This is a genomic window from Dendronalium phyllosphericum CENA369 (assembly GCF_016056275.1).
Lineage (GTDB): Bacteria > Cyanobacteriota > Cyanobacteriia > Cyanobacteriales > Nostocaceae > Dendronalium > Dendronalium phyllosphericum.
Window position 1 is genome coordinate 13,937 of record NZ_JAECZA010000029.1, and the last position, 17,431, is coordinate 31,367.

Annotated in this window: 11 protein-coding genes; 1 reads left to right on the top strand and 10 read right to left on the bottom strand. The window is 43.4% G+C overall.

Translation table 11 applies throughout. The features are described from left to right. Positions 1-712: 712 nt before the first annotated feature. From rtcA to I8752_RS09770, 4 genes are all read right to left on the bottom strand, one after another. Positions 713-1,762: an RNA 3'-terminal phosphate cyclase gene (gene rtcA / locus I8752_RS09755; RefSeq protein ID WP_214432110.1), complete on the bottom strand. Its 1,050-nt coding sequence runs from the start codon at positions 1,760-1,762 to the stop codon at positions 713-715. A gap of 143 nt (positions 1,763-1,905) precedes the next feature. Next, positions 1,906-3,255: an FAD-binding oxidoreductase gene (locus tag I8752_RS09760; protein WP_214432111.1), complete on the bottom strand. Its 1,350-nt coding sequence runs from the start codon at positions 3,253-3,255 to the stop codon at positions 1,906-1,908. Positions 3,256-3,500: 245 nt separating this feature from the next. After that, positions 3,501-3,842, bottom strand: coding sequence for a helix-turn-helix transcriptional regulator (locus I8752_RS09765; protein ID WP_214432112.1), 342 nt, complete (start codon positions 3,840-3,842; stop codon positions 3,501-3,503). 353 nt (positions 3,843-4,195) lie between these two features. Then, a complete protein-coding gene (locus I8752_RS09770; RefSeq protein ID WP_214432113.1) occupies positions 4,196-4,645 on the bottom strand; it encodes a PIN domain-containing protein in 450 nt (149 codons plus the stop codon). Positions 4,646-5,156: 511 nt separating this feature from the next. On the opposite strand from I8752_RS09770, the gene I8752_RS09775 reads away from it, so the two are divergent. Next, the gene (locus I8752_RS09775) at positions 5,157-5,417 is read left to right on the top strand and encodes a MoaD/ThiS family protein (protein ID WP_214432114.1); all 261 of its coding nucleotides are present in this window, start codon (positions 5,157-5,159) and stop codon (positions 5,415-5,417) included. 43 nt (positions 5,418-5,460) lie between these two features. Here I8752_RS09775 and I8752_RS09780 read toward each other — a convergent pair whose 3' ends face one another. From I8752_RS09780 to I8752_RS09805, 6 genes are all read right to left on the bottom strand, one after another. Further along, a complete protein-coding gene (locus tag I8752_RS09780; protein WP_225895556.1) occupies positions 5,461-8,250 on the bottom strand; it encodes a DUF11 domain-containing protein in 2,790 nt (929 codons plus the stop codon). A gap of 10 nt (positions 8,251-8,260) precedes the next feature. Continuing rightward, positions 8,261-8,437, bottom strand: coding sequence for a hypothetical protein (locus tag I8752_RS09785; RefSeq protein WP_214432115.1), 177 nt, complete (start codon positions 8,435-8,437; stop codon positions 8,261-8,263). Beyond that, positions 8,434-12,378, bottom strand: coding sequence for a TonB-dependent receptor (locus I8752_RS09790; protein WP_214432116.1), 3,945 nt, complete (start codon positions 12,376-12,378; stop codon positions 8,434-8,436). Before I8752_RS09790 ends, I8752_RS09785 begins: the two co-directional genes overlap by 4 nt. Beyond that, complete coding sequence (locus I8752_RS09795) at positions 12,375-13,841, bottom strand: DUF11 domain-containing protein (RefSeq protein ID WP_225895563.1); 1,467 nt, start codon at positions 13,839-13,841, stop codon at positions 12,375-12,377. Before I8752_RS09795 ends, I8752_RS09790 begins: the two co-directional genes overlap by 4 nt. Before the next feature lie 255 nt (positions 13,842-14,096). Further along, positions 14,097-14,660 carry a DUF11 domain-containing protein gene (locus tag I8752_RS09800; protein WP_214432118.1) on the bottom strand — a complete coding sequence of 188 codons (564 nt, stop codon included), beginning with the start codon at positions 14,658-14,660 and terminating at the stop codon, positions 14,097-14,099. A 32-nt stretch (positions 14,661-14,692) separates the two neighbouring features. Beyond that, positions 14,693-17,284 (bottom strand): beta strand repeat-containing protein, encoded by a 2,592-nt coding sequence (locus I8752_RS09805; RefSeq protein ID WP_214432119.1) that lies wholly within the window; start codon positions 17,282-17,284, stop codon positions 14,693-14,695. Between the last annotated feature and the right edge of the window lie 147 nt (positions 17,285-17,431).

Consider the following 17,431-nt stretch of genomic DNA (forward strand, 5'->3'; position numbering starts at 1 on the left):
TCTAATAGTATAGGTTGTATTGATTGCCTCGTGAGACTTCTAGCAATCGCCCTCACGGAGAGTGACAGAAGAGGGGTAATTGCTTTAGCTTCCGTTTGTTTGAGGTTATTTTCTATTGGTTTAATTAACCAATTATATAATTTATACCAGGAGGCAGAAAGCAGGAGGAAAAACACTACTATTCCTAACATCCACGCTTTCAAGATGTCCTAATCTTTAATTCGCTTCCTATAAATGCTTGAGGCAGTGCGTTGGACGGGTTCCCTGGCTTGATGCGACTGCCGTCACAGAGGTTTTCTCAGAGAGAGAATCTACTATGTCCTAAAATTAGGCGCATCTTTATAAAGAATTGGTATCAGAACTCATTTACCTTGTTTGCTTTCTCATTTTGGTATTTTTAGTAAGCAAAAAGGCATATTGCTTTCTCATTTTGGTGTTTTCCGCAAACAAACAGGCAGATTGCTTTCTCAAACCCCAGTTTGCTTTCTCATTTCAGTAGATCGCGCACTCATTTTAGTGTTTTCCGCAAGCAAACAGGCAGATTACTTTCTCAAACCTCAGTTTGCTTTCTCATTTTGGTGTTTTCCGCAAGCAAACAGGCAGATTACTTTCTAAATTTACCAGTTTACTGACTCATTTGAGTAATTCATGCACTCATAAAAACTAGAGTTCTGAGTAAAAATACTAATCCCCAATCCCCAATCCCCAATCCCTAATCCCCAATCACAGGAATCACTGTAACTGTTTTCTCAGACTCATCTACCCTTATCCTCGCCAACCCAAACTGTTCAATTACTGCTGCATTTGTCGTCAAGTGCGTACTCACTTCAGCCACTCGATATTGACTTTGCTGTGATGCTAAAGCAGCTGGCAATAACAACTGATCTGCTAAATGTTCGTCCACTGGTGCGCCAGTTTGATGAAACTTCAATAGCTGTTCGCAGGCGATTTCTGCCACTTTTTCCGATGTCATCCGCAAACGTCCGAACCCACCAAACCCAGTCAAGCTATTTTGATACTCAGCAGTTAAAAAAATACCTGCTCCCGGTGCTACACCCTTTTCTCGCAAAGCCTGTACAGATGCTTTTAGTCCTGCTTCCCTCAATAAATTCTCAGCACGATTTGCCATACGTTGGGGAATATGCGCGGGAAGTTCTGTCGCCACTGCCAGTCCCCGCACCTGCTGCAAATCTCCCCGTTTTAGCAAGTTGATGCCACCGAGTTTTATCCCACTGCTGACTTGCATCTTCACTTCTCCACCTCCTTGGGGATACCATCCCCAAGCACCTAATTTGACTTCTGCCTCTACCCCCATTCGCCGTAACATCGACAGATAAACTTGCTCAATGTACGTCATTGTCGGGCTAAAGCTGACATGAGTCCCACCCCGTAGCGTTACCTGAGAATCACCAGTTGCTAAGGCTAAAGGCAAAAGAATCGTCTGTAATACCAAAGCAATAGCACCAGCAGAACCACCTTGTTGTGCTTCCCTGACATCAAAAGTATATATTCCTGCTTGTACAGCAGTACCGGGAATGAATTCCAGCAGCATCGAACCCAAAGCATCTCCACGCAGTTGGGCATTACAAATTCTAGCCGCAGCGCGAACTGCTGTTAAATGTTGAGCTGCTAACCCTGGCTTTTTGCGTCCGGCGCGAATTCCGACAATGCGTATGGGTTCGCCAGTGATGGCGGCTAGACTTAGAGAACTGCGGAGAACTTGTCCTCCTCCCTCCCCGTAAGAACCGTCAATGTCAATCATGAGCGATGTTGCATGGTGGGGTCACTTGCGTATGAGGTTTCCCCATAGAACAAAGTGACGTTATTTTGGGTTTTCCCCACAACTTTTGAAATCTAAGCACAGATTGTAGATATCGGCAATGGATTTTTTTATATTTTTAATTTTTAGCTGGTAATTTTAAATTGGAGAACCTTACTTTTACCAGGATTCATCAATCCATAGGGATCGACCATTTCTTTAAATTTTAACTGTTCGGAGTCAATTACTTTTCTACCGCTGTCTTCAATTATGTATGTGTGAGGATTGGCAATTTGCACGCCTTGTTCTTCGTGGTAACGAATAATTTCGTTGAGGCGTTCTTCTGTGGTGTAGCGCACGAGTTGTAAAGCGCCGGGAGTTACCTTACCGTTTACTCGCAAGAATTCTAAATGCATCATCACCTCATCGCCGAAGTAATGATACATATGCTCTACCAGTTGCAGACTGGAATCGGCAGGGAACATACTTTGCAAATAGGTAATGGAAGTATCTACAGTCCGAGCGTGGAGAGTCGCGTGGTTCCAGGTAAATTCTGCTAAATGCGTGCCTTTTCCAGCTTCCTGCGCGGGTTTTTGATAAGTAATTTGACCGCCATACTGCTGCACTAACCCAGGTAATGATTCCAAGCTGGATTCGGCAACCATTAAGAATGCTGGGTGAACACCTTCAGGAATATACTCTTGTAAGGCGTGAAAGTATTGGGGAATTGGGGATGCAAAGATCGCAATCAACTTCTTAATCATGCCATCAGCATTACCAAGGGCCTGACCAAACTTTGCTGCTGTGATGAAGTCTTCAAAGGTGATAATGACTTCTGCCCAAGGATAAGCAGGCCCCAAAGGAATTTCTAATTGGGTGATGATACCATTAATTCCCCAAGCATGATTTACCTTGCGGACATCATCGCCGCGTAATTCGACGATCCGGGGTTCATCTTCTAAAGTCACAACTCGCAGTGCTAGAAGATTGCCGCGATCGCTTAACAATCCATATTGTATCGAGCCAATGCCCCCACTTCCACCAGCAATAAATCCGCCGATTGTCGCTGTGCGGTATGTCGAAGGAGCCATTCGCATTTCCCAGCCAATTCCTCTGGCTTGTTTATCCAAAGCTGCTAACTTTACCCCAGCTTCTAAACGCGCCACTCCTGGTTTCAACCAAACTATTTCGTGCATCCGGGTCATATCAACAATTACACCCCCGTGCAACGGTACGCATTGCCCGTAATTGCCCGTACCTGCACCCCTTACAGTCACAGGTACGCGATATTTCGCACAAATAGCTGCAACTTTTAAAACCTCTTGTTCGTTGGCAGGACGCACCACTATATCTCCAACCTTTCCTTCTAGTTTTGGTGCTAACACCGGACTAAAGGTATGGTAATCCTGGGATAACTTTGCTACTTGGGCGGGGTCTGCGATCGTTTCTATGCCAGCGAAAGCAGTGGTTAGAATATCGAGGTCGATTTTTTTCATAGGTATATTTGTTAAATTTACAAATACCCTTTCAAAATGGGCCACAAATCCTAGAAAAGATTAACTAAATTGTCAGCTTTTCATCTTCGTGTTTTAGTGGTAAAAAAGTGAAATTCTTTACCACCAAAACACCAAAAAGAATAAATTATTTCGATTTACACCTTGAATAAGCTAGAGTTAGAAGTTAAGATTCAATCTCTACATCTGCCTCAAGTTTCGCGATCGTGAAAGCAGATTCCGTAGTATTAACTGCTCCTAGCTTTTCGCTTTTGCGTAACCTCACGTTCGGGACTTGTAGCTCTAATTGGCTCCTCTGTTCCCAAAAGATGATGTATTTCACTTAACGAACCAGGTTGAGCTACAGGCTCCTCTAATGACTCGCTTAAATACTCAATTAGGTCATCGACTTGGCAATTCAGGGCTTTGCAAAACCTAATGATTCTTTCAATATGCTCTGTCCCAGTCCTGCCGCTTTCCCAGTTTTGGATAGTGCTTTCAGTCACGCCAACAAGGCGCGACAATTCAAGCTGGGTTAGCCCTGCTTTTTCACGAAGCAAAGCGATCCTTGGTTTTGGCTTATGTTTCACAGCAACAGCAATTTTATCTTACATCTTATAGTCGTAGATCCTACCACCAAAAAAACCTGTGCTTAAAAAATCACGAAAAAACTTTTACTTAAATTCTCAATACACCAAAAATCTTAGGCTAAACTTTTTAAATATATAAGTTTTACTGCCACCAACATAAAAGTATCGTGAGGACTGTCACACTCAAGAATTGCGCTTCGCTGCAACCAGCCGAGAAAATTAACTTTATGAGTGAAGACACAGAACTTTTAACAGAAAACAGGGAACAAGAAACCAATGCGTATAATTAATTTTGTCTAAGTACTTATTGTTCAGTAATGCAAAATTACTAACACAACTCTACTTAAATGGAACTAACTAGATATTGTGGTTTGTAACTTACTTTCTAAATTTGCGCGCAGTCGCAAGTCTGCTACCGACCAAACCCAGAACTTATTTGGAGCCTCCGCAAAATCTTGTTGTTTATGGGTAACAATTGCATCCAGTTGATGATAGCTGACACAGACTAACTCCACAGCAGATTCAAAATCCTTGAGAGGTAACAAGCGTGCTTTTTGTAGAACGGTCTGGTCAACAACGCAAATCTGAATTTTCTTTTGTAACCAATCGCCTACTATCTCAGCAGTCTTATTATTCTTAAAGCGACTGGCATATGCATAAATTTTTTGCCAGCCAACATCTGTTAAATGCATCTGAATTGATGGATGTATAATATCCAGTAATTCTCTGACATCTTCTGCAAATTCATTACGATTTAGCAAAGCTTCTATTATTAAGTCAGCATCCACTAAAATCCCGATCACTTTTAACTCCTCTTATGGATCGATAAATGTAGTGCAAGAGAGCTGCTAATACGCATACAATTTGAATTACCAAAGGTAGTCGGCTTTCAGTAAAAAATTGTTATATTTTTAACAATAAATACTGTAAATAGCCGCAGACGCAATTCAAATTGAACGTGCATTAACTTGCAAAGCCGCATCTCTGTTTGGCTTATACATGATTAACTACAAACTAAAGGAAGCATATTTCTGAAGAAATGCCAAATTTCTCAATAAATACAGACATACTACAAAACTAAAAACAGGCTTTAATAGTACCCTGCCTGAAGTTGGCAATAAATGAATATGACGAAAAATTATTTTTTGTAGTTCCTAGTTAGAACGGGTATCTTTAGCTAAGTAAAAGTCCTGTTTACCCAGTAAAATCTGTTCCCTATTTTAAAACAATGTAAATCTACGATTTCGATAAATAATAGATATAGAGTATTCTTCTACTATGAAAGTGCTTGGTGGTGTTCCCAGAGCATATTATATGTCTAAGTCTGCAATCACAGTTACTGTCAAATTGTTTGCTGCTTATCAAGAAGCCTATGGGGTTTCGGAACTGGTGCTGGAGTTTCCTGATGGTACACCAGTTAAAGTGGTGTGCGATCGCCTGATTATCGAACACCCAGAACTAGCGCAATGGCGAGACCTCACCCGCTTTGGAATTAATTTAATCTTTGTCGAACCAGATACTCTCTTGCAAGATGGCGACGAGGTAGTATTAATTCCTCCTGTCAGTGGTGGCTAATTCAATTTTGGCTTGTGTAACTCAAGCCACAACCATACTTTTACTATTTCACTTTGGCGCGGAAGCGAATAAATCCATAAGAATTAGCAGGTGTACCAGGGTTAGTTGCTGGGGGTAGGTTGGGCAAATCTGGACTTCGTGTAATATTTACCACTACTGCCCCATTCGTGTTAGCACCGCAGGATGATGGTGTGGTTGAATCGTTAGCAAGATAAAAACGTCCGCGATCGCTGCCATCTGCTACATTGCTCAAGTAAACTGTAGGTGTATTAGAACCAACAGCCAAAGCAATACCTTGGTCTGCTCCTACTAAACCACCATCATTAGGAGTCATACCATTAAATGCAGTGGGAATAAAAGTAGTATTACTAGGGACTAAATCACAGAGTTTGACATTCGTTGCATTACCTTGACCTTTAGAGAGGAAGTAGATAGTGTATTCAACTTCATCCCCTGGTTTGACAGTGCCAGCATTAATTAATCCCCGTAAGTAACTAGCAGGCCATTTGGCATCGTTATCATCAGCATCATAGGGTGCTGGTACGTAGTTAGTAGCAGTAGCAGAAACATCACTACGACCATCCACAATGTCAGTTAAATCTTGATTATTAATCCGAGTGATGCGTTTAATTAACAGCATTTGAGGATTAGAACTGACAACATTTAATGCTGTGAATAAAGTAGGGTCATCATCCCCTGTTTTACTAGGATCGTTACCTAAGTTCACACCATCGTCAGCAGTTTGTAAGAAATAATTACCTAAAGTAGGTGGATTAGTAGTAGCACCAGCAGAGTCTGCATCTGTGAATACAGTGCCAACTGTTCCTGAAGGATTATCTGGAGTGTTGAAGGTAGCATTTGCTTGGTTACTAATGGGATTGCTGCCATTGGCATTGTTAATTGTGGCAGTAATTTTAATGGTGATGGTGTCGCCTACACGCAAAGTACCAGAATTGGTAACAGCACCAGAACCGTTGTAACTGGAATTGAGAGTGATATTATTCCCCGCAGTCGCAGCAGTAATTGCTGCACTTACATAAGTTAACTGCGAAGGCAAGGAATCCTTAACAACAAAATTAATTGCGTCACTGTTACCTGGGTTGAGGTTGGAATAAGTGATGGTGTATTCGATGTTATCGCCCACAGTCACCGTACCGCTACCATCATTGTCATTCAAGAAGCGAACAGACTTAGTTCCTTTAACATTGGCCTGCTTGTTTGTAGTAATTACTAAGGGAGTCAGTACTGCTTGACTGGGAAAGTATGTCCAGGTGTCTATCCCCTTAAAATCTCCGTAGTTGCTACTAAACTCATGCTCTCCCGTTGCACTATTGATCCCTCTAGCAGCATTACGAGGATTAGTAGCTCCCGTACCATTTAGATTAATTGATGTTGCATTAGCAGTAGTGTAATTATTATCGTTGTAATAAACTGTCGTAGAGCTAATCTGCTGTCCATTTTGATCTGTAAGACTAGGAAATGCGGCAGGGGGGTTTTCCATCGTAATTCTGAACCCCAGAGGATTATTCTCAGCATCTAACATAGGAAAGTGATATTCGCCTGCCCTTGTTATGATTTGAGCCTTGTAAGGTGCATTACTTGGTAGGGGTTGTACATCCGTTCCACTAGCATCTTTGCCATCCCAAGAGACTACATTAGAACCAAAAGACAGTATGTTTTGTAGCACCCTATCGGAACTAGGGTCATAAATACCATCATTATTGGTGTCGATGATGATTTGATAGCTACCGCTAGAACTAGAATCAAAACTAAAGTAACCCCCTACCCCAACATAAGTTTGATTACCGCTTCCCCCATTTTTTCCAGTGAATTGAAAATTAGTAGGTGGTGTCGGTATGCTTGCTTGTGTATCAATCCCCAAATAACTAAGCGTTGCGGTATCAGGTCGGTTGAAAAAAACCAAGTGCGTAATGTCCGTTGCAGTATCGGCAACAGTCGGATCTTGAACTCGCACATTGCCAGCAAAGTTAAGATTATTATCAGTAGCACCGCCGGCAGAATGGTAAAGAGTGCTGTTATTCGTTTTGTCAAGATATCCACGACTGTTAGCAAAAAAGATGAAGCCAAAGGGATCGACCCCATTCATATCGGTTTCGTACCGATACCCATCTTTGGTTTGAATATAAAGCTTGGAGTTGAGTGCTATGGGAGTGCTTCCACTAGCATTTGCCCCCATATTCATAGCAATGTAGTTAGTAAATACCCGCCCTTTTTTGGTATTGTTGCTACTATCTTTAACTGTAATATCCCAAGCAGCCACCCCCGCATTTTGGCTGCCATCTGTAGGAAATGCCGCAGTTGTAGTTCTAGGTGGGGGATTGTTAGTTGTATTTGGGGCATGAAACTCTACTTTGTAAATACCAGTTTCTGTAGCAGTGAAACTACAAGGGGTGTACCCACCTGCGTTTGGTAGAGGGCCAGCTGATTCTTTAGCAACAGTATCAATCAAGCCAAAGCCAGAGGCTAGAACATCACAAGACCCATTTTGACCCCCAAAGGGACTGCTGTAGACAATATCTTTAGTTCCATTAGCACTTGTAGGGACACTAGAACCAAGATTAACAATTTCTCCTGCTTGGACGTAAACTTGGAGTGTTGTTTGTCTGGTAATACCCGCAGTAGTTGTATTTGCCCATTCTAAGTAAGGTCTATATCCACCATCGGCGACTAATTCTTTGCTTCCCTCAGCCCAGCTAGGTTGTATTCCTTGTCCTAAAATGCATAGAACAAAGGCAAAGCTACCTAGTAATTTTCCTTTATAGCTGCTTGAGAATGGACGTTTCATCCTGATGTTCATAGGTGGTTTCTGCATTTAGCAACTACTAATTAAGGAGAACAAACAAATCTATCGGGGTATTTACAGCAGGTTTAGAGGTTCCATTAGCTGTTTTAATTGAGCGATCGCCCGCTTTGAGTTTGCCCAAAGTCAGGTAAAATCTACCATCTGCATTTATATTCATAGTGGCGATCGCTCTCAAATACCTAAATAAAGATTTCATGGTTTGATTGCCGACTCTCTAGCCAACGTTGCATTCTTGAGTCTATTTACCAAGGTTGTGGATTCTTGTCGTTGTGGTGGTGGAATTTTTTGCTGTCCAAAACCATCAAACAATTCGTTAAGTTTCAAGGTTAAACCCAAATAAGGGCCGCCTGCGGAACGCGTACCCGAAAAATCTCGGTCATCGACTTTCCCAAACACATATCCCGCAGCAAGGCGCAAGTTAGGAGTTAGGTAATAACCTGTTTCTACAACAAAGCCTGTCTCTGTATAGTTAGATTGACCAATCCAACGAGCTTCACCCACTAAATCCATGCTGTATCCTAAGCGATAGGTAGCTCGCAATTGTGCCAAATTTACCGTACTAGTACCTGCTAAATCGTTAGCCAAGTAAGAAGTACTGTTACGTAGGGCATATTTGCCGTAGAATTCCCATTGCCAGTTGGGGGCGTAGATAGCTTCTAAAGCAAAAGTATGGTCTTCAGACCCCGTACCACTACCTAAAAGGATAGTATCAGGTATAGTTGCTGGATTTTGACGATATTCATAACGCAACAAAGCATTAAATTTATCATCGTTGGGGTCGCGGTAGGCTAAACCCACTTTGAGATTAACTGTATCTCCCAATCCCGAAAGCTTTTGATTAGAAGAGTTTGCCTGTTGATAGCGTACCAAGGCGGTGAGAGCAGGGGAAATCTTACCTGTAGCGGCTGCTGAAATAACAGTATTAGAACCACCAGAAGAAGTACGATGCTCGTAACGAGCGCTGGCTTGGAACTGCGGATTATCAATGTATTCCAGCCCAACGCTGTAGCTATCACCACTATCAAAACCGATCGCAGAAGCTGATTGACCAACAGCGAAGGGTTGGGCATATTGCTGACCTGCTGCCGTCCGCCCGAAGAAGTTACCAAATACGTGTTCGTAAGCCAAATTCAGCCGCAAACCAGGAGCAAGAGTCCAGCGGTTATTTAAACCAATGGCTCCTTGAGTAGTAAGTTGATTTGCACCTCCTAAAATTGTGTAACGGCCAGTCAAAGTAGTATCTGAACCAAGTTTGTGTTCGCCGTTGACACTTAAGCTGGTGATGGAATTACCCTCAAACTGACCGCTAGTGTAAAACTGTTGGGCAAGACTGATGTTGATACCAGGGATTGCCGCCCAATTCAACCCCAAGATGGTACGGTCTGGGTAGACGCTATCTTCTTGAGAAGATAAGGTGAGTTCGTTTTGGGCTTGGAAAGTCAGGTTTTTGGCGAGGGCGTAAGTAAAACGCGATCGCAATTGATCCGAACTACTACTAAGAGCATTAGTCGGAATGCGGTCTTCTCTGTCACGATGAATCCAATCCACATCAACAGTAGCTTTACCCAAACGTTGTTGAATTCCAGCCGAAATTGTCGTTAGCGAGTTATCGACTTGGCTCCCAGGTATCGCCTCAGAACGCGGTGCAAATAGTTCTTCAAAGGTATCTAAGGGTTGAGGAGCAATACCAAAGTTGTCTTCATGGTCGTATTGCACTCGTGCATTAGTAGTTGAGGTCAGTCTTCCTGTAAGCTGCGCTCCATAACGAGTTTGTCCTGGTACAAAGCTGACAGTGGCATTATTCGCAAAACCTGTATCGGCATAGCGATAATAGGCACGACCTTGAATGCCATTGGTAATCCGTCCCTCAGCTTCCAAGCGATAAGCCTCACCACTAACGTTTCCCATCACGTCAGAATCATTAGTGGAATGGGCATATTCTGCAATTAACTTGCCCTTGTCACCTAAAGCAATCAAAGCATCCGCACCGTAGAGTTGAAAGTCACGCACCCCCTGATTTTCTTGGACATAAGTCGCTCCTAACCAACTTTCCTGGTTGAGAGTGCGAGAAAGGTTGTATTGTACGCGACCGGCAAAGATATTGCTGTCAGATTCTTGATTATCGTATTGATAAGTAACTACAATCCGACGTACCAATACTTGTCCGACTTCATCGATATCAGTGCGAAGAATCGGTTCGCGGAATAATAAAGTACCGCGATCGTAATCGATTTCGTAGTCTGGCCCTCGGTTTAGCTGTTTGCGTTGCAGCACTGTACCGGGGCGATTAAGTTCTTCTAACTCAATGAAGACATTTTCACTGCCTGGAACGAGTATCCGACGGGAGAGGAAATAATAGCCACTAGTGCCATCAGGAGGAATGGTATCGCGTTGAAAACCTTCTAGATGATTTCCATAGAATCCCGTAATTTGAACATTCCCCAGGTTATAGTTAGCTTTAAAACCGTGGAGTTGGCGGGTAATAGAAGTAAATTGCTGCGAAGAACGGGCAAATTCTTCAGTGTCATAGTCGCCCCACATAGCATAATCAGGCGCAGTTCCGGGGATACCAGTCGAACGCTCAAAACGCACAAATACGCTGTCAATGGAAGGAGTGACAACATCAACCTTAGAACTATCGCCGTAAACGGGATAATTTTGCTCGTTGAATTGGTAAGTTCTAAATAGACGATTATCGCAGTTACAATCTTCGTTCAGATTGCGAGAACTATTGTATGCACCTGTAAACAACCACTCCCCGATCGCACCAGTCGCAAACACCGCTGAATGAAAATCTAATTGCGTTCTGGTATCTTTGTCAGGACGCAGAAAATCACGGAAACTACCGTAATAATCTGTGCCTCTCGCACCTAAACGTAAATCTACTACCCCAGTTACCAAACTGGGACGCAGTGCTGTTTCAAATTGCAGTTGGGTAAAAGCTTCTAAATCATTAGCTATTGCCCGAATTCGCACAGTTTGCGCTTTTAAATCAGAGCGTAAAGTAGCAGTGAATTGTCCGTTGCGTGCTTCTACCTGAAATCCCGGTTGGTCGGGTTTGAAGTCTTTTTCGACAAACTCTCCAGCAGTAGGTATAAGGGTGACAACAGCATCTCGGTTAGAGCGATTGCCCTTACTATCAATCAGTTGACCCCGGACTGTAGCTGTCGAACGTCCATCAGCCGAAATCCGAGACTCAACTGTTTCTACTGTTAATTGCTGTGGCGCTCCTGTGACTACTACCCGCACCGTCACAGCAGGTTCCGACTTTCCTACTACCTGTGCAGAAATGGTGTTCTCACCTGCTTGTAAAGAGACACCGTACCAAGTCTGCGTTACTAAGTTAGTGCTGGCATCAGTTTCTGTTTGTCCTACTAAAGAAGGATCTACCAATATCCCATTCAGCCGCAATTCTATTTGACTTCCAGCAGGAAATTGCACCTTCACTGTAGTAGCTGGTACATCCATCACGCTCTCAGGAGTTGGACTGAGGATTTGTATTGTTGCAGTTGGGGAAGCAGCATCGGCACTTATCGTCTCTCTACGCCCTTCACCCCTGCTTTCTGTTGCTGCTATTTTGCGTAAGCCTCTAGGCAACTCGGTAGCAGTTTCAGGTTGAAAAGGTTGTATTTCAGTTGTGGTAGTAGTCTGGGGCGAGAAATTTTCCTCAGTTCTTTGTGCTATTTTTCTTAAGCCTCTTGGTAAGAGCGTATCAGTTGCTGGTTGAAATGATTCTATTGGGTTTGCAGGATGCCGAAGATTCAAAGAATTGCTCGGTGTTGTTGGAGTTACTGGCACAGCCTCTTCAGCACTAGATGGTACAAATTTCTGATTCTGTGCTGTTGTCTCAATTGCTGAAGTGACTTGAATAGCCTCCCCAGCGCTCAGAAAATTTGGTACGAACTTCTCTTGTACCTCTTTCATCCCAGTTGCTGGAAACGTGACAGCTTGTTGGGATTTCACTATCTGAAGTTGTGTTGTATTTGCGGAGTTAGTCTCAGTTTGATTTGGCGCAAGTGGAGTGTCTGTGGCTTCGGCATGGGCTATAGCTGCATACAAAACAACGCTCAAGGCTCCTGCCATCGCCCCCATCAACTTCAAATTCAAAGTAGTTGCACGGTGCAGTCTGGGTTTCATTTCTTGACTTGCTCCTGGGAGGTGGGGGTGACTGCAAAGTTCATACGTACCAAGCCACTAGGCTCTAAACGCACTAGGCGAGATTGGCTGTTGCGTTCGCGGAATTTTCGGTTGGGAGCTAAGGTGTAGCCAGGGATGCTGCTAAGGTCTAATACGCCTGTGTGACTTCCTGGTAAGACATTGGCTACAGAGAACAAACCATTGGGATCTGTGGTAATGCGGTTGCCGTCTTCTAGATAAATCACCGCATTGGGGACTCCTGGTTCTCCAGCTTGCTGTTCGCCATCAAAGTTCTTATCAATAAACACGCGACCAATGATTGTGCCGCAGTCAGAAAGAATTCCCGATCTAATTTTTAATTGGTGGGTTGCCGGGCCGTCTTTGATACTGAAGCGGTTGTCAGCTCGTAGTGCATTGACGATCGCACTATTACGACCAGTACCGCGTTGCGAATCATTCGTTAGCTGTGCAGCGTAGGCAACATTTAGAACTTTTCCAATGGGAATATTTGTATTTGTGCGAAATGTCACTGTGTTGCCATTGCGTTCGGAGTTAACGGTGACTAACTGACCATTTATTTCTCCTCGCACAGATTTAGCTAAAAAGTTGAATCCTAAAGGTAAAGTGTCGGTGACAGTGACATTGTTCAAATCAGCATCAGCTAAATTTCTCACCGACAAGCGGTAGATAACTGTATCTCCAGGTGCAGCAGTAGCGCGATCGCCTGTTTTGACGAGTTGCACCTGAGTTGCTTGACACATATTTGTGGTGAATTCAAAGGTAAATAAGTCCAGTCCCACTAATTCTGCATTGGGAACCAAAACAAGTTTGCCCTCTACCTTGGTTTCACCTTGAAGATTGATTGGTTGACCATCTAAAGCAGAAGCAGTATACCGGATAACACCGTTATTACTCGTATCAGTATTATCAATAATTTGAATCTCGATCCGCCTTTGCTGATAGATAGAATTCTGTGGGGGATTAACTACAAAAATGTAGGTTTTACCTGGAGTGGTTTGACCCTTATTCGGATCGAGTAGAAAGTTATAGATCCCAGCCTGATTATTCGTAATGAAGTAAGGGTTACTATTCTCTATATTTGGCGTTTTGCCGCCAGGAATGTTGTTATTAGGAACATCCGGCAACTCTGTGCGAGTTAGAGAAACCAATTGTCCTAATTCTGTTTTCGTTGGGTCGTTAGGTAATGGTTCGTATATGCCAACTGAAAAACCTGTATAGTCAGGTAAAACTGCGCCCGCACAGCCTAAAATGCGCCCTAATGGGTCAACTAATAGGTTCGGAGTCAAATTAATTTGACTAGAAATTCCTTGATATGGAGCATCAGTGGCAGGATTTGTATAAGTATAGGTAGCTTGATTAGTGAGGTTTAATAGAGGTTGAGCTGCAACTGGACTTTCAGCCTGTTGCGCCTGTGCTGTCGTCGGTGTGGTAGTATACAACATACTTCCCAGCAAAACTACTGCTGTTAGTCGTTGACACAAGCTACCAATAAAATTATTCTGCTTTTGTTTTTCAGCATGGAGCGCTGAACTTATCTCCTCTGAAATATCTTTTTTTTTGTTAATAAAAGCACTTTTAAAAATGTGAAAATACATAGATGCTAAATTGCCTTACTCCCCTTCTCTATTAGGGAAGGGGGTTGGAGGTGAGGTTTATATTTCGTGTTGAATACAACTGAGAATCACTTATGGCGTAAATCAGCGCACTTGGGTTTGATAAGTTGCTTTGAGCGTTGTTTTCACCGCCACTAATGGAACCTGTAAGCGGATGTTAGTATAAGCACTGGCTGGTGCTGGTTGAGTTTCCACTTTGCCGTTAGGGAGGGTGACTTTAACAGTGGGATTTTCTACGAAACTGCGTCCGCCATCAATGCTATAAGTAATTTTGGCATCATTAGTTACACTTACAGACTTCAGCACGTATACCATTTGTTTGGAAATGGGTTGATTGAGAGTCAAATTCTTGACTGGGCGATCGCTCTTATTTTCACTAGTCAAGGTATAGCGCAGCACATCTCCTGGCTGTACCACAGCTTGACCTTTCAGAGGTTGCCAATTCTTGCTTTGCTTGCCCTGGCGATCTTTGACCACTACTTGCTTTTCTGCTTCCAAGCGCAATTGTATTTGCGGTTGACTTTTGATATTTTGGGCAGTTGCACTTTTCGACTGCCATAAAGAAGGCACTCCTGGTATCTGGCTGACTGTTGAAACTGTGGCAATTAGAGCGATCGCTCCTATACTTGCAATAGAAACACCTTTCATCTGCATAACCTCTACAAATTTGCGGAAACTACTTAATTAACCTTGCGTTGGAAGGTAAATGTTCTCAGCTCGCCTGGCGCAACTTTGCCAGTAACGGTGTCTACATACTTCGTGACATCGGTAGTCACTGTGGTTCCAGTTTGGTCAATACCAGAAGTGTTAGCTGGGTTATTACCGCTGTAGAATTGGATGGTTGCAGCCCCAGAATCTTTAGCCGAACCGACAATATTGCTGGTATCGATGAGACCATTTTTATCGTTGTCTAGTGCCCAATTGTTAGAACCAGCAGGAGTATCATCAGCGGTTGTGCCGTCTTCAACAATCACAACTTTGTCAGCATTTAAAATTACGTTACCGCTGCCAGCTTGAGGGTCAGAAATATTTTTGTATCGAATCTGGTACTCAATCATGTTTCCAGGAGCAGGTGTTCTTGGTACATCAGCAACGTTGGCATTGGGATCGATGCCATTGGAAGCTGGTGTAGACTCAAAGTCACCTTGACCTGTACCAACTGCTGGCCCGGTTCCTTGTAAAACTCGTGACAGTTTCACCAGTTTCAAATAGCCAGTGTATACGCGATCGATAGTGATATTTTGACTATCAGCTGTACCATCTCCATTCGTATCAATAGAGGCAGTTATATAAACTGGATAGCCAAATTCTTGGTCGCCTGCATAGTCTGGGATGGTATCGGTTGACAGAGATGTGTTGGCTGGCAAATCGACTTCTACACCATAATTAATAGTTGCACCAGCAGCAACGTTGGGGATGGAAATTGGTGTACTGGCAGTTGTAAAGGTTCCTGTTCCTTTATTGTAGGTATAGACAGCAGACTGACCACCATAAGTAACTGTCACCTTTGTACCATCAGGTAAATCGTTGGCATTAGTTGGTTTAGTTGGCGTTAGCGTAATAGTGCCAGTACTAGTACCATTGTTTTTAATTGTGTTAGTAAATCCAACCGCTGCTGGGTCAAGCTTAGTACCAGGGGGTGTACCAGCAGGAACGAGAGAAGATTTATTAGTGAAGTCATCATTGGTTAGACCTGATGGGCCTACAGCATCTGGTGCATTCTGCGGCCCGTTGAGTATTGCCGAGGCAACAGGTGTTTGTATTACGAAAGTGTTTGCCTCACCACCTGTACCAGTACCACTGTTGTTGTTACTTGGGTCGGTTCCTGTTTCTGGACTGGTTGGGTTATTAATGTAGCCGTCATCAACGCTGGTAGGCGGTAGAGTATCGGGAATCCCATCATTATTGGTATCTGTACCTGGAGGTGGTGTCATACTGCCTGGAGAGCCGTCGTAGTTGCTAGGATTTTGGTCGCCGGATTCGTCGTATACTGGGGCGTTAGTACCGGGGGTTTGACCAAATAATTGAGCGATGTTAGCAACGGTCAAAGGTGAAGTTGCACCAGGTTCAACAACTATCTGAATCGAAAAGCCACTAACTGTTACACCAGGAGCAACAGAAGTAATCGAAGATGGCAAATTGATAAAACCAACGCGGGTGACACTACCAAGAGTGTCAGCACCTTTTAAAGGGAAAGTTTTCCAATTAGCTGTATTGGCATCAGTTGTAACTGGGTCAGTGGTGTAAACTGCTTGCCACCCAGGAGGAGGAGTTGGTGCAACTACTAAATCTGTACCCGCAGGTATTGCATCTGAGACCAATATGTAGGTGGCAGCCGTACCATCAACGTTAATGCTTGTACCTACTAGCGGTGCTGGAGTAATACCTTGTCCTGTTGGGTCGTTGGACTCAACTCGTAAACTCAAATCGTAAGTGAGTTTGTCATCTGTAATTTGAGCTGTGCCAGCATTGTTGTAAGTACTGCGAGTCTTCAGAATTGTTGCTAAGGTGTAAGTCTTAGCAGTAGAACCAACCTTAATTTGAGCAGTGGCGCTAGCTTCTCGCGTACCGTTGACAGGCAAACCAGCTACTTCACCAGGAGTACCATCAGGGTTATCAGCGGTATAAACGTCGCCACCATCGGGATTCCGCAGTTGGTTTTGAGCATTACCAGGAGTATTACCAAGGGTAACGGTAATTACGTCATTGGTTTGAGCGCCTGCCTGTACGGTGACTGGCACGCGTACCAATACAGTACCGCCAGGCGAAACCGAGGGTGTGAATACTTCAGTGCTAGTGATATTTTGCCAAGTCTTACCACCGTCGGTGCTGTATTGCAAGTTATTAGCTGTACCACCAGGCAATGTACCAGAAACTGTACCCGGCCCAGTTGTTGTAGCTAAGTTAGGAATCCGGAATTGGGTGGGGTCGTTACCTACGTTTGTCAGAGTGTAGGTATATATTAGTAAATCACCAACTCCAACACTACCACCGTTGCTATCTTCGACACCTGATGCCGAGACAGTAATACCAGCAACTTCTGCTACAGTCACAACGACTGTATTAGAGGTAGAATTTATTGTTGTTCCCGGACTATTGGGATCTTCATAGGTCGCAGTTGCTGTGTTGCTAATAGATTGACCAGCAGTTGTACCATCAGCTAATACAGGCGCTACAAGTTGGAAAATTCCATTAGCTAATAATGTTGTTGCTACTAAACAACGGTAAAAATTAAATTGTTTACTTTTGGTAGATTGCTTCGGAAATTTCATTGCATTAGTGTAGTTGCTCAGTAGACTGTTATCTTGATGCTGTCAACAGAAATAAAACGCATAATTTGCCTGATGTCTCAAATACGGGGTGAGGATTGAAGACAATCAGACACAAAAAAACTTGTTTCGCAGCAGGAATTATTGCTT